This is a genomic window from Serratia sp. C2(1) (assembly GCF_036352655.1).
Classification (GTDB): Bacteria; Pseudomonadota; Gammaproteobacteria; order Enterobacterales; family Enterobacteriaceae; genus Serratia; species Serratia inhibens.
In genome coordinates this window covers 2,578,760-2,601,361 of the sequence record NZ_JAZFBA010000001.1, presented here as the reverse complement: position 1 = coordinate 2,601,361, position 22,602 = coordinate 2,578,760, and the positions used below count along the sequence as shown (strand labels likewise).

Below are 22,602 nucleotides of genomic sequence, written 5' to 3'. Positions count from 1 at the left end.
GGGCGGATTTTTTTTTGCCTGACATTCGGCGCTACTCTACTTACCCAATTTTTGCGCCGGTTGCGACGAGAAACGGGCGCTGCGGGCATCACGCTCGTAACCCTGAGGCTCCGTAAGGATGCCATATAATGCCGGTCGACGACCGTGGATCCAGCGGCGACCGGTGCTGAGCGGGATCAGCGACAGATCGAGATCGGCGATCACCATTTTATCTTCTGCCGCCCAGGTCTCCGCCAGAATACGGCCATAGGGATCGAGGATCATCGCGTTGCCGGTGCGCACTTCGTCGTCATCGCGACCCACGCCGTTACTGAACAGAATAAACAGGCCGTTGTCATGTGCACGCGCCGGTAACCAGCGCATTAGCCAGCCACGGCCATGTTCGCCCCGAAAGGCTTCTTCTATCGCTGCCGGATGGTCTTTGCGCTGTTGCCAGAGCGCCAGCGGGATCGGCTTCATACCGTGCGGGCTGCGCGAGTGGGTGCCACCGGTCTGGTGCGGTGCCAACAGCACGTCTGCTCCCAACAGGGCGGTGGCGCGTACGTTTTCCACCAGGTTATTGTCCCAGCAAATCAGAACGCCCATCCGCACTCCCCAGGGGGTATCGAACAGGGTAAAGCTGTCGCCGCTGGCTATCGCCTCATGTTCAAAGGCGTGCAGTTTACGGTGAACGTGAAGGGCGCCGTCGGGCAGGCATACGGCGTAGGCGTTGTAATAGTTGCCGTCCTCGCCCAGTTCAATCAACCCGACGCCTATTGCCATATTATAGCGCTCCGCCAATGGACGAATGCGCGCCAGAGAAGGGCTGTCGGCGATCGGTTCCGCCAGTGCGCCAATCTCGCCGGCGCTGAGGTGCCGCACGTGCCAGTAGCCGGTAATGCACATTTCCGGAAAGGTTAATACCTGGATCTGTTCGGCGGCGGCGCGGGCGATAAAGCCTTCCATCACCGACAGGTTGTAGTTTTTATCATTGGCGCGATGCTGAAATTGCACCGTCGCGGCGCGCAGAGAGGTTGTCATAAGGTTACCTTTGGCTGTTATCTGGCGTTGATTACAGCAGGCATATTGATTACTGTATAATCAATTAAATTCCTAAATCGATAACCTGGTGGAATGGATATAAAACAACTGCGCGCCTTCGTGGTGCTGGCCGAACAGGGTAATTATCGTCTGGCGGCGGAGCGGCTGTGCATCACTCAGCCGGCGTTGAGCAAACAGATCCAGACGCTGGAAATGCTGCTCGGGGCCCGGCTGTTTAACCGTGGTCGTCAGGGCGCTCAGCTTACCGCCGGCGGGCAGCGGTTGTATCCCGAAGCCCAGACGTTGGTTGACCGGCATCTGCAGTTTCAACAGCATGCTCTGCGGGTGGTACAAGGGGAGGCGGGGCGGCTGGCGCTCGGGTTCGGCCTGTCCAGCTTTCATTTGGCGCCGCAGTTGGTCGCCGCCTTCCGTCAACGTTTTCCGGCGGTTGCCGTGGGGCTGGAGGATCTGCCCTCGGAGCGGCAATATCAGCTGTTATTGCAGGGAGAATTGCAGGTGGGGTTCGTGCGGTTACCGGTCAGTGCGCCCCTGCGGGCCACGGCATTGCTGAGCGATCGGCTGGTATTGGCGGCACCATCGGCGCTGGCGCTGCGGACGGAAACCCTGATGGAGCGATTTAACGCGTTGCCGCTGTTGCAACTGACGCCCAAGCGCGGGCGCGGCCTGAGCGATCAGTCGCTGCGTTTTATTGCCGCGCATCAACTGACGCCGAATGTAGTGCAGCAGGCCGGCGACATCCAGACGTTGCTGGCGCTGGTCGCCGCCGGTATTGGCGTGGCGCTGTTGCCGCAAAGCGTCACCCATATTGTGCCGACGGGCATCGACATTTTAGCGCTAAGCGGTGCTTTGACCGAATGGCAGGTGGGCATTGCCTGGAATCCGCAGCAACCCGACGCGTTACGGGATAATTTTATTCAGGTTGCGCTGACGACGGCGAAGGCGCCTTAAAACCCGCGTTCATAAGGGGCAGCGCATCACCACAATCGGGTTCTGATGGTATTCACTGCGGTGGCTTTCGCTAAAACCGACTTTTCTCGCCAACGCCAGCGAAGGCTGGTTCTCCGGCGAGATAATGCATACCGCCTGATCGCCGGGTAAGTGCTCTTTCCCCCAGGCCAATGCCGCCCGCAACGCTTCGGTGGCGTAACCTTTGCCTTGTGCCGCCGTTACCAGCGTCCAGCCCATCTCCGGAGCGTCGAGCGCCGGGATAATAGTGCGCTGGAAGTCGGAGAAACCGATGCCGCCAAGATAAGCGCCGCTGATTTTATCGCGTACCGCCCAGTAACCATAACCTAAAAGCGCCCAGTGGCCGACGTAACGCATCAGGCGGCCCCAGGAGTCTTCACGATCCCTCGGCGTGCCGCCGATATAGCGCACCACTTCGGGATCGGCCCACATGGCGGCCAGCGATTCAACGTCGTCAAGCCTATGCGCATCCAGGCGTAAACGTTCGGTCAGCAGCGTCGGGGCGGTGGTGATAAGCGGCATTGTTTTTTCCTGTACAGAGCCAAAAGCGGTGTAGCGAGTATGCCAGAGAAGTGACGTCGCCAGCCATTAGAGGTAAGGCTTTATCCAGCCAAGACCGACGCCGGTTTCGCCACGGGGTTTGTATTCGCAGCCGATCCAGCCCTGATAGCCGATGTTGTCCAACTGTGCGAACAGCCACGGATAATTAAGCTCGCCATCGTCAGGTTCATGGCGATCTGGCACTGATGCGATCTGAATATGAGCGTAGCGCCCGGCCAGCGAGGTCATCAGGCCGCTGATATTGCCATCCACCAGCTGAGCATGGAAAAAATCAAACTGAATGAAAACGTTCGGGCGATCGATAGCCTCGACCAACTGCGCGGCCTGATGTTGGCTGGAGAACAGATACCGGGGCTTTACCTGCGGGCTGAGGGCTTCGATCAAAACCTTAATGCCGTGCCTGGCGAAGGTATCGGCGGCATAGCGGATATTGCCGATAAAAGTCTCGCGATAGCGCTGCCACTGCGCTCCCGGCGGGACCAACCCGGCCATCACGTGCACACAGGGGCAATTCAGAGTGATGGCGTAGGCCAGCGCGCGTTCGATATCGGCGCGCGCATCCTGTTCGCGGCCAGGGACCGCCGCCAGGCCCCATTCACCGGCTTCAACATTGCCCGGTGGGGCATTGAACAGCACCTGTTGCAGATCATGACGCCGCAGCCGTTCCGCCAGCAATTCGGCTGGATATTCATAGGGGAACAGGAATTCCACCGCCTTGAACCCTGCGCCTGCGGCGGCCTCGAACCGCTTCAGAAATGGCAGCTCGTTAAACATCATCGATAAATTGGCAGCAAATTTAGGCATGTCCCCGCTCCGCAATCCGGCAATTTCCTCATGGTACAGGGCAGCATCGGGGGGCAGAAATGATTTTACAGGTGGATATCAGAAAATGAGGTTTAAATAGAAAACCCCCTGGCGAGGGTTAACGCTCTTTTCCGGCCGGCAGCGTGGGTTCTGCGCAGTACTGCGCAGAAAACTAGATTCCGCTAAACCAGTTATAGCCTTGATCTTCCCAGTAGCCGCCGGGATTGGTATCGCTGACAAAAATGGCGGCGATATGCTTGGCGTTCTTGAAGCCCAGCTTGGTGGGTATCCGTAACCGCAACGGATAGCCATAGTCTGCCGGCAGCGCCTTGCCGCCGAAATCCAGTGCCAGCAGGGTTTGAGGGTGCAATGCGGTGGCCATGTCGATGCTGGAGTAATAACGATCCGCGCACTTGAAACCGACGTAGCGGGCGTTCAGATCCGCCCCGACATGCTGCAGGAAGCTGCGCAGCGGCACGCCGCCCCATTGGCCGATGGCGCTCCAGCCCTCAATGCAGATCAGCCGGGTTATCTGGCTTTGCTGCGGCAGGCGCTGCAATTGTTCCAGCGTCCAGGGCGCGGTTTTTTCCACCTTGCCGGAAACCTCCAGCCGATAGCTGGCGAGATCCACCTCCGGGACGTTGTACTCGGGGTAAAACGCGTTGAACGGGAAGGGGTGAGTAATCTGATCCGGCCGATAGGTTTGCGCCAGCCGCTGGCCGCTGAACAGCCAGGCCTGCACCCGATCGTTCCAGCGCGACATGGCCCACAGCACTTTATCCACCTGATCGCCGTCCTGCAGGTTGCAGCCGGTCAGCATGGCGATGCCGCCCAGCGTCAGGCCGGAGCGCAGCATCAGGCGACGTTGCAGATTGACCAGTTGTTTCTTCTGTTCCGGTTCCAGGGCCGGCGTCGAAGGGCGCCGTTGTTTATCATTCATGTTTGCCACCCGTAATCATTGCCCATAGCGTGCGTGGCACGATAATCACCATCAGCAGGTGAATCACTACAAATAACCCAATGGCGCACATGGCGAAAAAGTGCACGTAGCGCGCGGTGTCAAACCCGCCGAACAGGCCCACCAGGCCTTGTAGCTGCACAGGTTTCCAGATGGCCAGTCCGGAGAGCACCAACAACAGCCCCACTACCAGCACGCCGAGGTACATCAACTTCTGAATGGCGTTATAGCGGCCGTGTTGATGCTTCAAACGCAGCGTTAGCGCCTGCCCGATATCGCGTCGCAACGCGCCGAGGCCGAGCGGCAGCAGATCGCGCCGAAAATGGCCGCTGAACAGGCTCCACACCAGGTAACACAGCGCGTTAAAAGCCAGCAGCCACATCACCGCCAGATGCCAGCCAATCGCGCCGCCCAACCAGCCGCCGAGCGTCATCTGCGGCGGAAAACGGAAGCCGAACAGCGGTGAGGCGTTGTAGATTTCCCAGCCGCTCATGAACATGCAAATCATGGCGAACAGGTTAACCCAATGGGTGATCCGGACCGGCCAGCGATGCACCGGCCGCGGCGCGTTGGTTTTCATCTTTTTCTCCCGAATCACATTGGCGGCACGGTGCCGTCTTTGCCGGCGGAGATGCGGGTGGCAACACGTTCGCCTTTATCGTCAGTGGCGGAGAACAGCACGATATGCGCGCCCGGTTTCAACAGGCTGCGATCGCCGGGATCGAGGGTGACGATCGGCACATCTTCAGGTACGGCGACGGTTTTCTGCTGGTTGCCGTAGGTCACGGTCAGGGTGCGGCCGTTGGATTTCACCAGCTTGCCGACGGTGCCGTTGGTCATGGTGTCTACCTTACCGTCGGCGGATTCCCAGGCCGAATGGCCCTCGCCGGTGCCGCGCAGGCTGGCGGCGAACACGTGCACTTCCAGCGCTTTCAAGGTGCCGTCCGCTTGCGGAACGGCGGCGGTGCCGATAAAGCTGTCCGGCTTGATATCCTCCAGCGTGCCTTTCGAAACGCTGAACACCTTGGTTTGATCGTTGATTTTTACGCTGACCTTTTCCCCTTTACGGTCGGTCAATTGCAGGCTGTTGTCGGTGACCTGATCGATAGTGCCGCGCAGTGGGGCAATGACTTTTCCCGGCGCCGGGGCAGCGGCGGCAATGCCGTTGCACAGCATCAGGGTGGACAGCAATAAACCGGCAAAACGATGACGGATAATCATAAAGTTCTCCTTTGTATGGGTTGCCGGTTAAGCATGGTCGAACAATAGGGACAGCACCATGTCCGTTTGATGACATTAATGTCATCAAGAATGTCCGCCGAAACTGCTAGTATTTCCGCAAGTGCAATGAGGTGACGACAATGCGGATATTGGTGGTTGAAGACGACGTCAGCACGGGTGATTACCTGAAGAAAGGGCTGGGAGAGGCGGGGTACAGCGTCGATCTGGCGCGTAACGGCACTGACGGGCTGTTCCGGGCGCTGGAGCACGGTTACGACGCCATCGTGCTTGACGTGATGCTGCCGGGGCTGGACGGCTGGCAGATAGTGGAAGTGCTGCGCAAGAAAAGCGACGTGCCGATCCTGTTTCTGACTGCGCGTGACGGGGTGCAGGATCGCATTCATGGCCTGGAGCTGGGGGCCGAGGATTATCTGATTAAACCCTTTTCCTTCACGGAATTGGTGTTGCGTATCCGTACGCTGCTGCGACGCGGCACGGTGCGTGAAGCCGATCACTATACCCTTGCCGATCTGCAGCTCGACGTGTTGCGCCGCAAGGCGGTGCGGCAGGATGTGGTGATCCCGCTGACCAATAAGGAATTTATGCTGTTGCACCTGTTGGTGCGGCGCGAAGGCGAGGTGCTGTCGCGCACTCTGATCGCCTCGCAGGTCTGGGACATGAATTTTGACAGCGACACCAACGTGGTGGATGTGGCGATCAAACGCCTGCGCGCCAAAATTGACCGACCGTTCGATATCAAGCTGATCCATACCGTGCGTGGCATCGGCTATGTCTGCGAGCCGCGCTCATGAACGCATTGGTTCAACGCTGGCAAGCCCTGTCGCTGACGTTGCGCAGCGCCATGCTGTTTGCATTGGTGGCGGCGCTGGTGGTCAGTGGCGCAGGCTGGTATCTGTATGGCGCGATGCGTCAGGAGATGACCACCCGCAGTGATTTTCAGGTCACCGGCCGGGTGGAGTATTTCCGTCATTTGCTGAGCCAGCGCTTTCCGCTCGACCGGTTGGTGGCCAACACCGGCCTGTTTGAAAACATGCTGGGCAATGAACAGGACGTATTGATTTTTCAGCAACCGGGGCAAAAACCCTTAATCAACGTCAATCCGGCCAGATTGAGCCTGCCACCCGTTACGCCGACGCCGGCCGATGCGCCGCAGCTGCTGAGTGCGATCAGCAGTGGGGAAACGGCGCAGGGCGTGCCATTGCGTGTCGCGTCGGCGCTGGTGAGGCTGGATGACGGCAAGCTGCTGCAGATCTCTGCGGCTCACGTGATGGTCAATGAACAGAAGATGCTGGCGCGTTATCTTTGGCGAATTGTGGCCGCCGTGGCGGTGGCGTTTGTTCTGATCGCATTGCTGGGCTATTGGGTGATGCGCCGTGGGTTACAGCCGCTGTGGCGCATGGCGGCGCAGGCGGCGGTGATCACGCCGAACACGCTGTCGACCCGCCTGAGCGAGCAGGGGGCGCCGAAAGAACTGCAACAGCTGACCCGTTCGTTTAATGCCATGCTCGATCGGCTGAATGAAGGCTATCAGCGCCTGACGCAGTTTTCCGCCGATCTGGCGCACGAGATCCGCACGCCGGTGGGGGCGCTGATGGGGCATTGCCAGGTGGCGCTGTATCAGCCGCGCAGCGTGGAAGAGTATGAAACCCTGTTGTCGAACAATATGGACGAGCTGGAGCGCATTTCGCGCATGGTGGAAAATATTCTCTTTCTGGCACGCGCCGGGGAAGCGCAGGCGGTGCTGAACTATAGCCGCCTGGATGTGGCACAGGAGCTTCGGCGGGTGGCAGACTATTTCGAAGGCCTGGCGGAAGAGCGGGGTATCACTTTGGTTTGCCGGGGCGAAGGGCTACTGCTGGCGGATGCGATGCTGTTCCAACGTGCGTTGAGCAATCTGGTCGCCAACGCGGTGCGTTATGCCGACGAAAACAGCCGGATACAGTTGCAGGCGCTCAGTCAGCCGACGGGGGAGAGAGTGATACAGGTGGTCAATCAGGGGCGGCCCATATCACCGGCGCACCTGGACAAGCTGTTCGACCGGTTTTACCGCGCCGACGCCGCCCGCAGCACCGGCACTCACGCCAGCGGCCTGGGGTTGTCGATCGTGCGCGCCATCATGACGCTGCACGGCGGCGAGGTTCGCGCCGAGTGCATCGCCGGTGATCCCTCGGCGCGCATCACCTTTCGCCTGATATTTCCTCAGGCCGATTAAGACTGCGCTGAATGCGGCGCATTGGATCCCGGCTGCATCGATTAGCGCGGCGGAATGGCGAAGCGGAAGCAGGCACCTTTTTGCGCTTGCTCGATCAGCTGAATGTCGCTGCCGTGCAGCAGCAAAATGCGCTGTACGATCATCAGGCCCAGCCCGCCGGCATGGCGCCGCGTGCCGTTCAGGATAGACGGCCGCACAAACAGGTCGGCGCGCAGCGCCTGCGGAATGCCGGGGCCGCTGTCGTTGACCTGCACCAGTATTTTGTCTTCCTGCTGCCACAGCCGCACGTCGATTTCACCGCCCTGCGGCGTATGGCGAATGGCGTTGTCCAGCAGGTTGGTCAGTACCCGCTCGATCATGCTCAGATCGGCAAACACCAGCGGTATGCCCGGGGCGATATCGGCGCGTAATCGCTGATGCCGCGCCTCGGCCGCCAGCTCGAACTTCTGGAATACGTCCTGCACCAGCTCGCTGAGCGAGAACGGCTCTTTCTGCGGCTTCACCACGCCGTACTCCAGCCGCGCCAGTTCGAACAGTTCTTGCGCCAGTTTGCCCACCTTGCGGCTTTGCGCCAGCGCGGTCTCCAGGTAGCGCCGGCGATCGTTTTCGCTCAGGCTGGCCGATTTTACCGACAGCGTTTCCAGGTAGCCGTGCAGCGAGGTGAGCGGGGTGCGCAGATCGTGCGAAATATTGGCGATAAACTCGCGCCGCTGCTGATCCTGCTGCGACAGCGATTGCCACTGTTCGGCAACGCGCTGCGCCATGCTGCGAAACGCCAGCTGCAGCTGGCTGACCTCATCGCGCCCGAGGCTGGGAACCGGCTGCGCCGCATAGGCCTGCACCGCGGCGATGCCGCCGTTATCCAGCACGCTCACTTGCCGGGTCAACTGGCGGATAGGTCGCGTCACCCAGCGGAAGGCGAAGCCGCCGGCCAGCAGGCCGAACACCACCACCAGTCCCATCGACCACAGCGCCATTTTAACCGCCGAGCTGAACTGAGCGTTGCCGGCCAGCGCGGTATAATCTTCACCGAGCAACACCACATACAGATAGCCTTCAATCTGGCCGTTGACCTTCAGCGGCGCGACGCTGAATACCTTCTTCCCGCCGGGGCTGCGCGGATCGTCGCCGTACACCGGCATCCGCGCGCCGTCGAGCAGCGCTCGCAGCGGCGACAGATCGACCTTTTGTCGTTTCAGGCGGCCGGCCGGCGCGGCATTGCCGATAATATTGCCCTGTTTGTCGAGCAGATAAACCTCGACGCTGGGGTTCACCGCCATCAGCTGATCGAACAGGGTATGTACTGATTGCGGGTTCAAACCGTCCTGGCCCAGCAGCGGGTTGCTGGCGGCGATGTGTTGCGCCAGATTGCCGGACAGCCGTTGAATGGTCGCCTGGCTGTACTGGGTGTTGCTACGCACCTGCAGCCAGCCGGAGAAGGCGCAGCAGAGCAGCAACAGCAGGGCGAAGATCAGCGTCAGGCGTTGCGTTAAGGTGAGATTTTTCATGTTTTACTCTTGCGGCGGCGCCGCGAATTTATAGCCCATACCCCACACAGTGAGGATGCGCAGGGGTTCCGCCGGGTTGCTTTCTATCTTGATGCGCAGCCGGTTGATATGGGTATTCACCGTGTGTTCATACCCCTCGTGCTGATAACCCCACACCTGGTTCAACAGGCTAAGGCGGGAGAACACCTTGCCCGGATGGCGAGCGAAGAAATACAGCAGGTCGAACTCGCGCGGCGTCAGATCGATCGGTTGCCGATTCAGCTGCACCTCGCGGGCGATGGGGTCTATGGTCAAGCCGTCAAAGCTCAGCGTACCGGCGTCCATACGCAGGTTGCGGCTCATCGCCTCCTGGCGGCGGAACAGCGCTTTGACCCGCGCCACCAGTTCCAGCATCGAGAAGGGTTTGGCCAGGTAATCGTCGGCACCCAACTCCAGCCCCAGCACGCGGTGCACCTCGCTGGAGCGCGCGCTGATGATGATGATCGGCGTGTAGCGCGTCATGTTGCGCGCCCGGCGGCAGATCTCCAGCCCGTCGACGCCCGGCAGCATCAGATCGAGGATCAGCGCGTCCCAGCCGCCCTGTTCCAGCATCGCCATGCCCAGATTGCCGTCGGCGGCGTGGCTAATGTCGTAGCCTTCATCGCGCAGGTGCAGCTGCAACAGCTCGGCGATGTCGCCGTCATCCTCAACGATTAAAATTCTCTTTGGTTTTTCCATCTGTGCCCGCCGCTGATTGCCCGATCCTGGCTGAAAGTCTACACAACCGCCGCGCGTGGAGTTATCACATTTTATTTAACTTTGCGTGAGGTCTCGGGGAACAAATTCGGGGAATACTTCGCTCATCGCCACTTTGGCCGCCAGGAGATAAGCATGAGCATGACTCTCATACCGGAAAAACCACCGCTTGTGCATCCGCTGTGGTTGCGGTTGACCCACTGGCTGAATGTGCTGGCGATGCTGATTATGGTCACCAGCGGCTGGCGCATCTATAACGCATCGCCACTGTTCAATTTCAGCTTTATCAACGAGCTGACGCTTGGCGGTTGGCTGGGAGGCGCGCTGCAGTGGCACTTTGCCGGCATGTGGCTGTTTGGCGTTAACGGGCTGTGTTACCTGTTGATCAACCTGTGCAGCGGCCGCTTCAAACACCGCTTCTGGCCACTCAGCCTCAGACGGTTTTGCGCCGATCTGACGGCGGCGCTGCGCGGCCGGCTGCGGCACGCCGATCCGCGCCATTACAACATGGTGCAGCGCGTGGCCTATGTGTTCGTGATGGCCGACAGCATGCTGATCGCGCTTTCCGGGTTGGTGCTGTGGAAGTCGGTGCAGTTTCCGCTGCTGCGCGAGCTGCTCGGCGGTTACGAGGCGGCGCGTTATATCCACTTTTTCGCCATGTCGGCGCTGGTGGGCTTTGCAGTGATTCATTTGGTGATGGTAGCGCTGGTGCCCCGCAGCTTGCTGGCCATGCTGCGCGGGCGTTAAGGAGATGACAATGAAAACGGATAAGTCCTCTATCACTGTGAGTGAAGGCCAGGCAATAGTCAAAGAGGCGCAGCGACTGTTGGCATCGTCGTCGCGCCGCCGCTTTCTGCGCAATGGGCTGACGCTGGGCGGCATCGCGATGCTCACCGGCTGTGATCTCGGCAGCAACGCCAACGTCGAGCAGGCGCTAAGCCGCATGTCAGGCTTCAACGATCGGGTGCAGGGTTGGCTGTTCAACGCTGACCACCTGGCGCCGGTGTACCCGGAATCCATGATCACCCGGCCATTTCCGTTCAACGCCTTTTACGGCGAAGAAGATGCACCGGACATCAACGGCGACGACTACCGATTGGAAGTGAGCGGGCTGGCGCTGGATAAACGCGATTGGACGTTGCCGCAGCTGCATCGCATGGCGCAGATAGACCAGGTGACGCGCCATATTTGCGTCGAAGGTTGGAGCGCCATCGGTAAGTGGGGCGGGGTGCCGTTCGCGGCGTTTCTCAAGGCGATAGGCGCGGATCTGAGCGCCCGCTACGTCAGCTTCAAATGCGCCGACGACTACTACACCAGCATCGATATGGCCACCGCGCTGCATCCGCAGACCATTATGGCGCTGACCTACGACGGCCGGATCCTGCCGCGCAAATACGGTTATCCGATGAAGCTGCGCATGCCGACCAAGCTCGGCTACAAGAACCCGAAACACATTCAGGTGATTGAGATCACCAATTGCTTCCCCGGCGGCTACTGGGAAGACCAAGGTTACAACTGGTTTGGCGGCAGCTAACGACGGCCCCAACTATCCCCGGCACACAGGTGCTTTTTAAATGAGAAAAGGAAATACCATGAAAAAGTTATTCGCAATGATGATGTGTAGCGCGTTGATGTTAGGTTCCCTCGGTGCCAATGCCGCCGACAGCATGGGTAAAGACGCGATGAAAAAAGACGGCATGAGCCAGATGTCGCACGACGGTATGGCCAAAGACGGCATGAAAAAAGAGTGTATGGGCAAGGATTGCATGAAGAAAGACGGCATGGGCAAAGATGCCATGAAACATGACGGCATGAAGAAAGACGGCATGGGCAAAGATGCCATGAAGCATGACGGCATGAAGAAAGACAGTATGAGTAAAGACGCTATGCAAAAAGACGCTATGGGGCAGTAAGCCGCCGCGCCCCGCAGCCGGATGGACGCTGGTTTAATCCCGGCTGCGGGCAAGTACAACGGGAGGGACGATGGTTCAGACAATGTGGCTGCAGCGCTTTAAGCGCTCGAACTGGGATGTGGCCTTTATGCGGCTGGCGCTGGTGGTGATCTTCGCCGCTTTCGGCTATGCCAAGTGGTTTGATTATGAAGCGCAGGGGCTGGTGCCTCTGATTGGTAATAGCCCGCTGCTGGCCTGGATGCATGATGTGTTTGGTATTCGCGGTGCCAGTTATGCGTTAGGGGTTGCCGAGTGGAGCTTTGGTCTTTTGCTGCTGGCCGGTTTTTGGTCGCGACGTTTGGGGCTGTTGGGGGCGGTGGGATCGACGCTGACTTATCTGACGACCCTGACGCTGATCTTCTCCACACCGGGTGCCTGGGAAGCTTCGGCCGGTGGCTTTCCGGCGATGGGGGGGGCCACCAGCTTTCTGCTAAAAGATCTGGTGTTATTGGCGGGTTCGATACTGCTGCTAAAAGCCGACTTGCCTGACGACATGCCGTAAAAAAAGGCGCAGTTTTTAAACTGCGCCTTTTGGCCGTGATGAACGGATCACATATCCGGGAAGGTCAGGGTATTGCCCGGCGCTTCGCGGTGAATATGCAGGAAGTTCAGGTGCTTTTCGTACTGATCGAGGATGTCGCCGATCACCTGCTCCTTGCTGTAGTCCATCAGATCATTGCCCTGGGTGCCTTCCATCAGGAAGGTTTCCAGCCGGTAATAGTGCGATTTGCCTGAGCGGGCGCGGTAGGTGAAGCCCGGCACCGAATAACGCTGCGGCCAAATCTGATAGATAAAGTTCTGCTCTTCACCCAAATGCACCAGCAGTTCCAGGTGGTTCAAACGCTCGTCTTCTGCCGGCGGCACTTCGGTAAATTCCACTTTGGCCCCGCGCAGTTCCAGCTCACGCGCTACTTCCTGCATTGCCGGTCGGCAACGGGTATCCAGCATTTTTTGCGTGTACTGGGTGCCGGGGTAGTTCATCACCCGCGACAGGCGTTGCTTCCAGTTCAGCACATCATTGCTCGAAATCGGCATGGGGGCGTTGGTGTTCAGCGCGCTGGCCTTGCGATAGTCCTCGACCCGCAGCGATTTATACAGCCCGGCCATCACGAAGAAGATCACGAAGCTGAACGGCAGGCCCATGATCACCGTCGTTTTCTGCAGTGCGGGCACCCCGTCGGTCATCAGCATGCCGATGGTCAGCAGGCCGATGGCCACCGACCAGAAAATCCGCAGCCAGTTGGGCGCATCGTTATTGATGTCGGCCAGGCGCGAGGTAAAGTTGCCCAGCACCAGCGAGCCCGAATCCGCCGAAGTCACGTAGAACAGCAAACCGGTAATGGTGGCCACCGAGGCGCTGAAGGTGAAGCCCGGGTATTGCGCCAGCAGGCTGTAGAAGCCGCGTTCCGGGTATTGCATCACTTCCTGCGCAAAGGCGGCATTGCCGTGGATAATCTGGTACAGCGCGCTGTTACCGAAGATCGACAGCCACAGCAGGGTGAACACGAAAGGAATGATCAGCGTGCCGACCACAAACTGACGGATGGTACGCCCACGCGAAATACGCGCCAGGAACAGGCCGACAAACGGCGACCACGCCACCCACCAGGCCCAGAAGAACAGGGTCCAGTTGTTCATCCATTCCACCGGACGATCGAAGGCGAAGCTGTTGAGCGTCATGCCCATAAAGCGATTGACGTAATCGCCGACGTTGAGCACCAGCGCATTGAGCAGGAACTCGGTATCGCCGCAGAACAGCACGAACAGGATCAGCCCCAGCGCCAGCAACACGTTGAGCTCCGACAAAATACGAATGCCCTTGTTGACGCCGGAGGTCACCGAAATGGTGGCCATAATCACCGAAAGCAGGATCAGTGCGCTTTGCACCGTCAGGTTTTCCGGCACCTGGAACAGCACCTTCAATCCGTAGTTGAGCTGCACTACGCCAATGCCGAGCGTGGTGGCGATGCCGAAAATGGTGCCCAGCACCGCCGCGATATCGACGCTGTGGCCGATCGGGCCATTGATGCGTTTACCGAAGATGGGGTACAGCGCCGAACGTATGGTCAGCGGCAGATTATAGCGGTAGCTGAAATAACCGAGGGCAATGCCCATCAACGCATACATCGACCAACCGGTCAGCCCATAGTGGAACAGCGTCCACACCATGGCCTGACGTGCCGCTTCCAGCGTTTGGGCATCGCCTTCCGGCGGCATCATATATTGCGTCACGGGTTCGGCGACCGAGAAGAACATCAGGTCGATGCCGATGCCGGCGGCGAACAGCATCGCCGCCCAGCTCATCAGGCTGAACTCGGGTTTCGACTGTTCCGGCCCGAGCTTGATCGAGCCGAAGCGCGAGGCGGCGATAAACACCACGAATACGATGTACAGGGTGGCGGCCAACAGGTAATACCAGCCGAAGGTGGTTGAAACCCAATTCAGGGTGCGGGTGATCCATCGCCCGGAGAAATCGGTGAAAAAGATGGTCATCAGCGAGAAGGCCAGAATCAGCCCTGCCGAGGTAAAGAAAACCACAGGATTAAGGCGATCCTTTTGCGGTTTTGAGGAGGTTTCGCTGGTTGTCATCGTCGTCCTCTGTTTTTTAACAACTGAGTAAATCGTGCCCACATTTGTGCTCTGAACGACGCGCAGGCGTCGTCCGGAAAGTGCGGATAAAAAGCGGCACTGCTTGCCGTTTTAGCCTGTTAACGAAACGGAAATCGTTTCGTGGTGGGAACCGCTTACAGACACTGATTTTGGTCAGATTCGTTAAATACCTCACAAAAATCAGCCAGTTCCACAACCGAAAAGTACATTTTTGTAACCAGGCGGCAATAAAATATATGCAATTTTTATTGAACGTTCAATCAAAAAAAAGTTTAATAGTCCGCATGAAGACCAAGTTCAGCAGGCGGAAAGTCGATGAAATTCGCCGCTGAGATGAGGCCGAAGTCGGTTTTGTGAGAGTCGAATTATGCCAAAGGTAGGAATGCAGCCAATAAGAAGGCAGCAGTTGATTGATGCCACGCTGGCCGCGGTAAACGAAGTCGGAATGCATGATGCCACCATTGCGCAGATAGCGCGCAGGGCGGGCGTTTCCAACGGTATCATCAGCCACTATTTCAAGGATAAGAACGGGTTGCTGGAAGCCACGATGCGCTATTTGATCAGCCATTTGGGCGAAGCGGTGAAGCTGCGGCTACAGGCGCTGAACGACCAGAGCCCTGCTTCAAGGCTGCAGGCGATCGTTGCCGGCAACTTCGACGACAGCCAGATCAACAGCGCAGCGATGAAAACCTGGCTGGCCTTTTGGGCCAGCAGCCTGCATCAGCCGCAGCTTAATCGGTTGCAGCAGGTGAATGGCCGCCGTTTGTATTCCAACCTGTGCGCCGAGTTCAGCCGCACCTTGCCGCAGGCGCAGGCGCGTTTGGCGGCCAAAGGGCTGGCGGCGTTGATCGACGGTTTGTGGTTGCGCAGCGCACTGCGCGGTGCGGCGTTTAACCAGGCGCAGGCGATCGCGCTCACTACCGATTACATTACGTTTCAACTCCGGGGGCAGACGCCACCCTGAGGACAATCCAAGGAGAACCTATGTCCCGTTTTGGCTTGCAGAAGCTCTATATTCATGGTGCCTATGTAGACAGTACCGAGGGGAAAACCTTCAACGCAGTGAACCCGGCGAATGGCGAAGTGCTTGCCGAGATCCAGTCCGCCAGCGCTGAAGACGTCAACCGTGCGGTTGCCAGCGCAGCCAGCGGGCAGAAGGTGTGGGCGGCGATGACGGCGATGGCGCGTTCGCGCATTCTGCGCCGCGCGGTGGATATTCTGCGCGAGCGCAATGACGAACTGGCGGCGCTGGAAACATTGGATACCGGCAAGGCGATGTCGGAAACCACCGCGGTCGATATCGTCACCGGCGCCGACGTACTGGAATACTACGCAGGGCTGATCCCGGCTATCGAAGGCCAGCAGATCCCGCTGCGCGACACCTCTTTCGTTTATACCCGCCGCGAGCCACTGGGCGTGGTGGCCGGTATCGGCGCCTGGAACTACCCGATTCAGATTGCCTTGTGGAAGTCCGCGCCGGCCCTGGCGGCGGGCAATGCGATGATCTTCAAACCGAGCGAAGTGACCTCCCTGACGGCGCTGAAACTGGCCGAGATCTATACCGAAGCCGGCGTACCGGACGGCGTGTTCAACGTACTCACCGGCAGCGGCGCGGAAGTCGGCCAGTATCTGACCGATCACCCGGGCATCGCCAAGGTGTCCTTCACCGGCGGGGTAAAAACCGGCAAGAAAGTGATGGCCAACGCCTCCGGTTCAACGCTGAAAGAAGTCACCATGGAACTGGGCGGCAAGTCGCCGCTGATTATCTTTGACGACGCCGATCTGGATCGCGCCGCCGATATCGCCATGATGGCCAATTTCTACAGCTCCGGCCAGGTGTGCACCAACGGTACGCGCGTGTTTGTCCCGGCGGCGCTGCAGGCGCAGTTTGAAGCAAAAATTATCGAGCGCGTGAAGCGCATTCGTCTGGGGGATCCGACCGATCCGCAAACCAACTTTGGGCCGCTGGTCAGCTTCGCGCATATGGAATCCGTGTTGCGCTTTATCGAGAGCGGCAAAAACAGCGGCGCACGTTTGCTGTGCGGCGGTGAGCGCGTGACCGAAGGTGAATACGCCAAGGGCGCCTATGTGGCACCGACGGTGTTTACCGATTGCCGCGACGACATGGAAATTGTGCGCGAAGAAATCTTCGGGCCGGTGATGAGCATCCTCAGCTATCACAGCGAAGAAGAAGTGGTGCGCCGTGCCAACGACACCACTTTCGGCTTGGCCGCAGGGCTGGTGACCAATGATTTGACCCGCGCTCACCGCGTGATCCACCAGCTTGAAGCCGGCATTTGCTGGATCAACACCTGGGGCGAGTCGGCGGCGGAAATGCCGGTTGGCGGTTACAAGCAATCCGGCGTCGGCCGCGAGAATGGCCTGAGCACGCTGGAGCACTACACGCAGATCAAGTCGGTGCAGGTCGAGTTGGGCGATTACGCCTCGGTATTTTAACTATCCCCGTCGTCTTTCAAGCTACAGCGTTGTTGGCTGCGAGCGCAGACCCCAGTCACTTACTTGAGTAAGCTCCTGGGGCTCTGCGCCCTTGCCGCCTAGCTGTAACTCGAAATCCATAGGGGATATATCCTTTTTTGCATCCAAAGCTGCCTTGATGTATTCAGCATGCGGAATTCAAGCCATTCGCATCATTCAGGCATACGAATATTTAGGAGATAATCGATGGAATACGATTACATCATTATCGGTGCCGGCTCCGCCGGCAACGTATTGGCGACCCGTTTGACCGAAGACGCTGATGTCAGCGTGTTGCTGCTGGAAGCCGGCGGCCCGGATTATCGGATGGATTTTCGTACGCAGATGCCGGCCGCGCTGGCCTTCCCGCTGCAGGGCCGCCGCTACAATTGGGCCTACGAAACCGATCCTGAACCGCACATGAACAACCGCCGTATGGAATGCGGCCGCGGCAAGGGCCTGGGCGGCTCTTCGCTGATCAACGGCATGTGTTACATCCGCGGCAACGCGATGGATTTCGACAACTGGGCAAAGGCGCCGGGTCTGGAAAACTGGAGCTATCTGGACTGCCTGCCGTATTTCCGCAAGGCGGAGACCCGCGACATCGGACCGAACGATTACCACGGCGGCGACGGCCCGGTCAGCGTCACTACCCCGAAAGCCGGCAACAATGAACTGTTCCACGCGATGGTGGAAGCCGGCGTGCAGGCAGGGTATCCGCGTACCGAGGATCTGAACGGCTATCAGCAGGAAGGGTTCGGCCCGATGGATCGTACCGTGACGCCGAAAGGCCGCCGCGCCAGCACCGCTCGCGGTTATCTGGATCAGGCGCGTTCACGCCCAAATCTGAAAATCGTGACCCATGCGCTGACCGACCGCATCCGCTTCGACGGCAAACGCGCGGTGGGCGTCGACTATTTGCAGGGCGACGGCAATCAGATCACCAGCGCCGGCGCGCGGCGTGAAGTGCTGCTGTGCGCCGGGGCGATTGCGTCGCCGCAGATCCTGCAACGCAGCGGTGTTGGCCCTGCGTCGCTGCTGAAAAGCCTGGATATTGAGGTGGTGCACGATCTGCCGGGCGTCGGTGAGAACTTGCAGGATCACCTGGAAATGTATCTGCAGTACGCCTGTAAAAAACCGGTGTCGCTGTATCCGGCACTGCAATGGTTCAACCAGCCGAAGATTGGCGCAGAGTGGCTGTTCAACGGCACCGGCATTGGCGCCAGTAACCAGTTTGAAGCCGGCGGCTTTATCCGTAGCCGCGAGGAGTTCGCCTGGCCGAATATCCAATATCACTTCCTGCCGGTGGCGATTAATTACAACGGCAGCAACGCGGTCAAAGAACACGGGTTCCAGGCGCATGTCGGGTCGATGCGCTCGCCAAGCCGTGGCCGGGTGCAGGTGAAATCGAAAGATCCGCGTCAGCATCCGAGCATCCTGTTCAACTATATGGCGACGGAGCAAGACTGGCAGGAGTTCCGCGATGCGATCCGCATTACGCGTGAAATCATGGCGCAACCGGCGCTGGACGAGTATCGCGGGCGCGAAATCAGCCCGGGGCCGGAGGTACAGACCGACGAGCAGCTGGACGCTTTTGTGCGTGAGCATGCCGAAACCGCCTTTCACCCTTCCTGCTCATGCAAAATGGGCGAAGATGATATGGCGGTGGTTGACGGCCAGGGCCGGGTGCACGGCATGGAAGGGTTGCGGGTGGTGGATGCCTCCATCATGCCGCTGATCATTACCGGTAACCTGAACGCCACCACCATAATGATTGCCGAGAAGATTGCCGACAACATTCGCCGGCGTGCGCCGCTGCCGCGCAGTACCGCAGAGTATTACGTGGCCGGCGACGCCCCGGCGCGCAAGCCGTAACCTACATGCCCTCTCGCCGCTGAGGGGGAGGGCTGCCGTAGCAAGCAACCCCCTCTCCAATGCTCTCCCCTGAGGCGAGGGGGCAATACTTTCCCTCTTCTGCTAAGCCGGCAGCGAGATCGCCTGATCGAAGCTGTTTGGCGTCGCCATGCGCCACATACGGGCGTAAAAGTCGCTTTTAATCTCTTTTTCCAGCAATGCGCCCGGCTCCAGGTAGTAATAGATGTCCGCATAGACCTTGATTTCGGTCGAGGTAATGCGGCGTAGCATATGGTGAGACGTCAACTGCTCCGGGCGGCTGACGCCGGCCGCGGCCAGCATTTCCGCCAGCGCTTTGACCGTATTTTGGTGGAAGTGGTAAACGCGTTCCGCTTTGTTCGGCACCACTAATGCTTTCTGCCGCAAAGGGTCCTGAGTGGCGACGCCGGTCGGACAATGGTTGGTGTGGCAGCTTTGCGACTGAATGCAGCCGACGGCGAACATGAAACCGCGCGCCGAGTTCACCCAGTCGGCGCCCAGCACCAGCACGCTGGCGATGTCGAAGGCGCTGATGATTTTGCCGCTGGCGCCGACTTTAACCTTGTCGCGCAGCCCGCAACCCACCAGGGTGTTGTGGACGAACAGCAATCCTTCGCGCAACGGCATGCCCATATAGTTGGACAACTCAAGCGGTGCGGCACCGGTGCCGCCTTCCTTACCGTCTACGACGATAAAGTCCGGCAAAATCTGGGTATGCAGCATCGCCTTGGCGATGGCGACAAATTCCCACGGGTGGCCGATGCACAGCTTAAACCCCACCGGTTTGCCGCCGGACAGTTCACGCAGTTGCTGGATAAAATGCATCATTTCCACCGGAGTGGTGAAGGCGCTGTGCGAGGCTGGAGAAATGCAGTCTTCCCCTTCGGGCACACCGCGCGTGGCGGCAATTTCCGCATCCACTTTTTTCGCCGGCAGAATGCCGCCATGGCCCGGTTTGGCGCCCTGGCTGAGTTTGATTTCAATCATTTTTACCTGCGGGTTCTTTGCCTGCTCGGCGAAGCGCTGCGGATCGAAATGGCCGTCGGCGGTGCGGCAGCCGAAATAGCCGCTGCCCAGTTCCCACACCAGATCGCCGCCGTGCTCACGGTGATAGCGGCTGATGCTGCCCTCGCCGGTGTCATGATAGAAATTGCCTTTTGCCGCACCAAGATTGAGGGCGCGGATGGCGTTGGCCGACAGCGCGCCGAAGCTCATGGCGGAGATATTAAAGATCGAAGCGGAATAGGGCTGGCGGCAATCCGGGCCGCCGATCGCCACGCGAAAACTGGTGGGATCGGAGGCTGCCACCGGGCGCATGGAATGGCCGATGCATTCATAGCCGGTTTGATAAACGTCCAGTTGTGTACCGAACGGCTTGTCGCCCATCTCATTTTTGGCGCGGCGATAGACCAGCGTGCGCTGAGTGCGTGAGAACGGGATCTGCGCGTTATCTTCTTCCAGTAAATACTGGCGTATTTCCGGGCGGATAAATTCGAAGAAAAAGCGCAGGCGGCCGATGATTGGGTAGTTACGGCAGATGGCGTGGCGTTGTTGAGTCAGATCGTAAATGCCCAGTGCGCTCAGGCAACCGAAAAGGAGTGTCGGCAACCAGAACCAGGGCCGTTGCGGCGATAGCGCCAATGACGCCAGCGCAAGCAATATGCTCAAAACAAAGCAGGTATAACGGCTGAACAAGGATGATTTCATAACATCTCCTGATGTTTTTATTTAATCCAGACGACATGACTCGCGGGAAAGCCCCGTGGGCAAATCGTAATCAATAGACAGGAGTGTTATGTGGCTGTTGCTGCTTTGTCGCTTATTGTTACATTAATTTAACCTGGTACCATGAAGCCAGGCCGCAAGATAGCAGCCTGAAGGGTCATTTTCCGGCGACGAAGATGGTGCTCATGCTGCGCAAACGCAGTTTTTTCATCGCGCTGTATTTTTGCGAGAAAATGGTTTTGGGGTGCGTGCCGCGCTTCTGAGCAATATGCAGCAGACTGTCGCCACGCAGCAGGTTGAAGATGACATCGCTTTCCGCCGGGCTAAGCTCACGGGTTTTCTGCATTTTTATTCCGCCTGCCTCTTTGCTTTCCAACAGGTTTTGTATTTTTTCCTGCAGCGAATAAAGTGGAATGCGGGTTGAGACCAATTCAACGGAAATGCCCAGTATCGACAGGAGTTTCACCACGCGTTCATCATCGTAAAACACCAGGATCCGCGTTTTGGTATTGTATTGCTGATGCATTGACACCAGGCTTTCAATGACATTGACGCTTTGCTCAAGATTTTGCGAAGTGAAGATCAGCGCGATATCGTGCTTAATTATCTTTTCCGCCTTGGATCCACCCTGCATAAAATCCGAAAACAGTCTGATATCGTACTTGCCGTAATGTTTTTTCACTAACACCGAAAGGCCGACATAGCTGTACTTGCACTCACTAATAACAAGGACATTGTTTTTAGACATAATGGCAGATACCAATAATGAGTTAAAAGTATTCAGCTGTAAGAAGCGAATTCAAATCCTTGATGTCGGATTCCTTCCACAGCTTTCCCTGCAGTGCGTAATATGGCATTTCGTCCAGCCATTTTTTATGGTCGGGAGTTTCAACTCCTTCGATGATTACCTTGTAATGATTAAGGTAAAAAAAACGCAATAAAGCGCGCATTAAGCCGTCGCCGCCGGACTTTTTCATAAAATCCCATAACAAAAAACGGTCGAGCTTAACGAAGCGGAACTGGCTGTTATACAACGCGGAAAAACCGGCGTAACCAGAACCAAAATCATCCAGCCAAAATGAATAACTTTTCAGCGAAGGATCGCCATGAACCCGATCTTTCACCAGCCGGGTTGAGTTCTCGCTGATTTCAAAATGAATACAATGAGTGGCGCGAATTCTTTCTGCAAAATGGTCGTTGGCCAGCGACCTCAGAGAATGATCGTCCACATTCAATGTGGCAATAACCTGATTTTCTAGAAACCATTGATTATATTTTTCTATCAGACTGACTTGTTCTAACAGAATGTCAATCCGGGTGGCGCTATCGGCAGAACGAAAAAACTGCTCAGGGGAGAAATGAGCATATTCGCTATTGAAAGTGAATCGGGACAAGCATTCAACGGCCAGCAATTGTCCGTATTTTCCGAACATCGGCTGAAAAACGTAATTAATTCCGTTATTTTTCGCTCTAAAAGAACTACGCATTCCCCAATCCCTTGATTTATATATAACAGATTGTTTTTTAAGGATAAAAAAATTAAAAACACGCTGTTTGTTGGTAATTATCTTATTTGTCGTCACCGGGACGTGTCCGGTCGCTCGCAGACCATTAAACGCGCAATTTTTCGTGAAGTCCAAATGATTTCAAAGGTAACTAAATGTAAATTTACAGGATAATATCCTGATAATTATGGTTTAAAGTAAAATGTTGCACTGCCTGGCTTTTCAAAACACAGATTATTCCTATTCAGTTAAATCGTCAACATCGATCGATAGGTATTTGTTGATAGTTTTTTCCTATCAAGAGGGAGGATATGAATGTTATAAACGATTTAACAATAAGAATGCGCCTAGTCTATATTTCGCCGGGCAATGGATTCATCGGGGCTTCATTCCTGACAAGGAGTAGCATCGCTGA

22 protein-coding genes are annotated in these 22,602 nt (G+C 57.6%); 10 read left to right on the top strand and 12 right to left on the bottom strand.

Annotation, left to right across the window (positions count from 1 at the left end; translation table 11 throughout):
- Positions 1-36 precede the first annotated feature (36 nt).
- Complete coding sequence (locus tag V2S86_RS12125) at positions 37-1,020, bottom strand: nitrilase family protein (protein WP_330762609.1); 984 nt, start codon at positions 1,018-1,020, stop codon at positions 37-39.
- Positions 1,021-1,113: 93 nt separating this feature from the next.
- Here V2S86_RS12125 and V2S86_RS12120 point away from each other — a divergent pair, with 93 nt between their 5' ends.
- The gene (locus V2S86_RS12120; RefSeq protein WP_330762608.1) at positions 1,114-1,989 is read left to right on the top strand and encodes a LysR family transcriptional regulator; all 876 of its coding nucleotides are present in this window, start codon (positions 1,114-1,116) and stop codon (positions 1,987-1,989) included.
- A 9-nt stretch (positions 1,990-1,998) separates the two neighbouring features.
- On the opposite strand, the gene V2S86_RS12115 is transcribed toward V2S86_RS12120, so the two are convergent.
- The 5 genes from V2S86_RS12115 to V2S86_RS12095 form a co-directional block, all read right to left on the bottom strand.
- Positions 1,999-2,529, bottom strand: a complete 531-nt coding sequence (locus tag V2S86_RS12115) for a GNAT family N-acetyltransferase (RefSeq protein ID WP_330762607.1) — start codon at positions 2,527-2,529, stop codon at positions 1,999-2,001.
- A 66-nt stretch (positions 2,530-2,595) separates the two neighbouring features.
- The gene (otnI, locus tag V2S86_RS12110; protein WP_330762606.1) at positions 2,596-3,372 is read right to left on the bottom strand and encodes a 2-oxo-tetronate isomerase; all 777 of its coding nucleotides are present in this window, start codon (positions 3,370-3,372) and stop codon (positions 2,596-2,598) included.
- A gap of 172 nt (positions 3,373-3,544) precedes the next feature.
- Positions 3,545-4,312, bottom strand: coding sequence for a molybdopterin-dependent oxidoreductase (locus V2S86_RS12105; protein WP_330762605.1), 768 nt, complete (start codon positions 4,310-4,312; stop codon positions 3,545-3,547).
- Positions 4,305-4,910, bottom strand: coding sequence for a cytochrome b/b6 domain-containing protein (locus V2S86_RS12100; protein ID WP_330762604.1), 606 nt, complete (start codon positions 4,908-4,910; stop codon positions 4,305-4,307). Before V2S86_RS12100 ends, V2S86_RS12105 begins: the two co-directional genes overlap by 8 nt.
- Before the next feature lie 14 nt (positions 4,911-4,924).
- Positions 4,925-5,551: a hypothetical protein gene (locus V2S86_RS12095; RefSeq protein WP_330762603.1), complete on the bottom strand. Its 627-nt coding sequence runs from the start codon at positions 5,549-5,551 to the stop codon at positions 4,925-4,927.
- Between the two features lie 140 nt (positions 5,552-5,691).
- On the opposite strand from V2S86_RS12095, the gene V2S86_RS12090 reads away from it, so the two are divergent.
- Both V2S86_RS12090 and V2S86_RS12085 read left to right on the top strand, forming a co-directional pair.
- Positions 5,692-6,363 (top strand): heavy metal response regulator transcription factor, encoded by a 672-nt coding sequence (locus V2S86_RS12090; RefSeq protein WP_330762602.1) that lies wholly within the window; start codon positions 5,692-5,694, stop codon positions 6,361-6,363.
- Positions 6,360-7,784 (top strand): heavy metal sensor histidine kinase, encoded by a 1,425-nt coding sequence (locus tag V2S86_RS12085; RefSeq protein ID WP_330762601.1) that lies wholly within the window; start codon positions 6,360-6,362, stop codon positions 7,782-7,784. Before V2S86_RS12090 ends, V2S86_RS12085 begins: the two co-directional genes overlap by 4 nt.
- Positions 7,785-7,825: 41 nt before the next feature.
- Here V2S86_RS12085 and V2S86_RS12080 read toward each other — a convergent pair whose 3' ends face one another.
- Positions 7,826-9,292 (bottom strand): HAMP domain-containing sensor histidine kinase, encoded by a 1,467-nt coding sequence (locus V2S86_RS12080; protein WP_330762600.1) that lies wholly within the window; start codon positions 9,290-9,292, stop codon positions 7,826-7,828.
- Positions 9,293-9,295: 3 nt separating this feature from the next.
- The gene (locus tag V2S86_RS12075; protein WP_006324350.1) at positions 9,296-10,009 is read right to left on the bottom strand and encodes a response regulator transcription factor; all 714 of its coding nucleotides are present in this window, start codon (positions 10,007-10,009) and stop codon (positions 9,296-9,298) included.
- Between the two features lie 153 nt (positions 10,010-10,162).
- On the opposite strand from V2S86_RS12075, the gene V2S86_RS12070 reads away from it, so the two are divergent.
- The 4 genes from V2S86_RS12070 to V2S86_RS12055 all read left to right on the top strand — a co-directional run bounded on the left by V2S86_RS12070 (position 10,163) and on the right by V2S86_RS12055 (position 12,481).
- Positions 10,163-10,774 (top strand): cytochrome b/b6 domain-containing protein, encoded by a 612-nt coding sequence (locus V2S86_RS12070; RefSeq protein ID WP_330762599.1) that lies wholly within the window; start codon positions 10,163-10,165, stop codon positions 10,772-10,774.
- A 10-nt stretch (positions 10,775-10,784) separates the two neighbouring features.
- Positions 10,785-11,561, top strand: a complete 777-nt coding sequence (locus tag V2S86_RS12065; protein ID WP_330762598.1) for a molybdopterin-dependent oxidoreductase — start codon at positions 10,785-10,787, stop codon at positions 11,559-11,561.
- A gap of 58 nt (positions 11,562-11,619) precedes the next feature.
- On the top strand, positions 11,620-11,940 hold the full coding sequence (locus tag V2S86_RS12060) for a pentapeptide MXKDX repeat protein (RefSeq protein ID WP_330762597.1): 321 nt from the start codon (positions 11,620-11,622) through the stop codon (positions 11,938-11,940).
- Between the two features lie 70 nt (positions 11,941-12,010).
- Complete coding sequence (locus V2S86_RS12055) at positions 12,011-12,481, top strand: YkgB family protein (protein ID WP_330762596.1); 471 nt, start codon at positions 12,011-12,013, stop codon at positions 12,479-12,481.
- Between the two features lie 47 nt (positions 12,482-12,528).
- On the opposite strand, the gene V2S86_RS12050 is transcribed toward V2S86_RS12055, so the two are convergent.
- Positions 12,529-14,568, bottom strand: coding sequence for a choline transporter (locus tag V2S86_RS12050; protein WP_197912853.1), 2,040 nt, complete (start codon positions 14,566-14,568; stop codon positions 12,529-12,531).
- Positions 14,569-14,956: 388 nt separating this feature from the next.
- Between V2S86_RS12050 and betI the strand changes: the two genes are divergently transcribed.
- The 3 genes from betI (at position 14,957) to betA (ending at position 18,939) form a co-directional block, all read left to right on the top strand.
- Positions 14,957-15,553: a transcriptional regulator BetI gene (betI, locus tag V2S86_RS12045; RefSeq protein ID WP_311993365.1), complete on the top strand. Its 597-nt coding sequence runs from the start codon at positions 14,957-14,959 to the stop codon at positions 15,551-15,553.
- 20 nt (positions 15,554-15,573) lie between these two features.
- A complete protein-coding gene (gene betB, locus V2S86_RS12040) occupies positions 15,574-17,046 on the top strand; it encodes a betaine-aldehyde dehydrogenase (protein WP_330762595.1) in 1,473 nt (490 codons plus the stop codon).
- Positions 17,047-17,271: 225 nt separating this feature from the next.
- Positions 17,272-18,939 carry a choline dehydrogenase gene (gene betA / locus V2S86_RS12035; RefSeq protein ID WP_330762594.1) on the top strand — a complete coding sequence of 556 codons (1,668 nt, stop codon included), beginning with the start codon at positions 17,272-17,274 and terminating at the stop codon, positions 18,937-18,939.
- Positions 18,940-19,041: 102 nt separating this feature from the next.
- On the opposite strand, the gene V2S86_RS12030 is transcribed toward betA, so the two are convergent.
- The 3 genes from V2S86_RS12030 to V2S86_RS12020 all read right to left on the bottom strand — a co-directional run bounded on the left by V2S86_RS12030 (position 19,042) and on the right by V2S86_RS12020 (position 22,169).
- The gene (locus tag V2S86_RS12030) at positions 19,042-20,664 is read right to left on the bottom strand and encodes an FMN-binding glutamate synthase family protein (protein WP_330762593.1); all 1,623 of its coding nucleotides are present in this window, start codon (positions 20,662-20,664) and stop codon (positions 19,042-19,044) included.
- 175 nt (positions 20,665-20,839) lie between these two features.
- Complete coding sequence (locus tag V2S86_RS12025; protein ID WP_043913165.1) at positions 20,840-21,430, bottom strand: LuxR family transcriptional regulator; 591 nt, start codon at positions 21,428-21,430, stop codon at positions 20,840-20,842.
- A 22-nt stretch (positions 21,431-21,452) separates the two neighbouring features.
- The gene (locus tag V2S86_RS12020) at positions 21,453-22,169 is read right to left on the bottom strand and encodes an EAL domain-containing protein (protein WP_330762592.1); all 717 of its coding nucleotides are present in this window, start codon (positions 22,167-22,169) and stop codon (positions 21,453-21,455) included.
- Positions 22,170-22,602 lie beyond the last annotated feature (433 nt).

Excerpts from the sequence above, each read along its gene's own strand:
- V2S86_RS12100 (WP_330762604.1), bottom strand. The coding sequence starts at position 4,910 with ATGAAAACCAACGCGCCGCGGCCGGTGCATCGCTGGCCGGTCCGGATC.
- V2S86_RS12075 (WP_006324350.1), bottom strand. The coding sequence starts at position 10,009 with ATGGAAAAACCAAAGAGAATTTTAATCGTTGAGGATGACGGCGACATC.
- otnI (WP_330762606.1), bottom strand. The coding sequence starts at position 3,372 with ATGCCTAAATTTGCTGCCAATTTATCGATGATGTTTAACGAGCTGCCA.
- V2S86_RS12030 (WP_330762593.1), bottom strand. The coding sequence starts at position 20,664 with ATGAAATCATCCTTGTTCAGCCGTTATACCTGCTTTGTTTTGAGCATA.
- V2S86_RS12095 (WP_330762603.1), bottom strand. The coding sequence starts at position 5,551 with ATGATTATCCGTCATCGTTTTGCCGGTTTATTGCTGTCCACCCTGATG.
- V2S86_RS12065 (WP_330762598.1), top strand. The coding sequence starts at position 10,785 with ATGAAAACGGATAAGTCCTCTATCACTGTGAGTGAAGGCCAGGCAATA.
- V2S86_RS12070 (WP_330762599.1), top strand. The coding sequence starts at position 10,163 with ATGAGCATGACTCTCATACCGGAAAAACCACCGCTTGTGCATCCGCTG.
- V2S86_RS12125 (WP_330762609.1), bottom strand. The coding sequence starts at position 1,020 with ATGACAACCTCTCTGCGCGCCGCGACGGTGCAATTTCAGCATCGCGCC.
- betB (WP_330762595.1), top strand. The coding sequence starts at position 15,574 with ATGTCCCGTTTTGGCTTGCAGAAGCTCTATATTCATGGTGCCTATGTA.
- betI (WP_311993365.1), top strand. The coding sequence starts at position 14,957 with ATGCCAAAGGTAGGAATGCAGCCAATAAGAAGGCAGCAGTTGATTGAT.
- V2S86_RS12080 (WP_330762600.1), bottom strand. The coding sequence starts at position 9,292 with ATGAAAAATCTCACCTTAACGCAACGCCTGACGCTGATCTTCGCCCTG.
- V2S86_RS12085 (WP_330762601.1), top strand. The coding sequence starts at position 6,360 with ATGAACGCATTGGTTCAACGCTGGCAAGCCCTGTCGCTGACGTTGCGC.
- V2S86_RS12105 (WP_330762605.1), bottom strand. The coding sequence starts at position 4,312 with ATGAATGATAAACAACGGCGCCCTTCGACGCCGGCCCTGGAACCGGAA.
- V2S86_RS12050 (WP_197912853.1), bottom strand. The coding sequence starts at position 14,568 with ATGACAACCAGCGAAACCTCCTCAAAACCGCAAAAGGATCGCCTTAAT.
- V2S86_RS12025 (WP_043913165.1), bottom strand. The coding sequence starts at position 21,430 with ATGTCTAAAAACAATGTCCTTGTTATTAGTGAGTGCAAGTACAGCTAT.
- V2S86_RS12055 (WP_330762596.1), top strand. The coding sequence starts at position 12,011 with ATGGTTCAGACAATGTGGCTGCAGCGCTTTAAGCGCTCGAACTGGGAT.
- V2S86_RS12020 (WP_330762592.1), bottom strand. The coding sequence starts at position 22,169 with ATGCGTAGTTCTTTTAGAGCGAAAAATAACGGAATTAATTACGTTTTT.
- V2S86_RS12060 (WP_330762597.1), top strand. The coding sequence starts at position 11,620 with ATGAAAAAGTTATTCGCAATGATGATGTGTAGCGCGTTGATGTTAGGT.
- V2S86_RS12120 (WP_330762608.1), top strand. The coding sequence starts at position 1,114 with ATGGATATAAAACAACTGCGCGCCTTCGTGGTGCTGGCCGAACAGGGT.
- V2S86_RS12090 (WP_330762602.1), top strand. The coding sequence starts at position 5,692 with ATGCGGATATTGGTGGTTGAAGACGACGTCAGCACGGGTGATTACCTG.
- betA (WP_330762594.1), top strand. The coding sequence starts at position 17,272 with ATGGAATACGATTACATCATTATCGGTGCCGGCTCCGCCGGCAACGTA.
- V2S86_RS12115 (WP_330762607.1), bottom strand. The coding sequence starts at position 2,529 with ATGCCGCTTATCACCACCGCCCCGACGCTGCTGACCGAACGTTTACGC.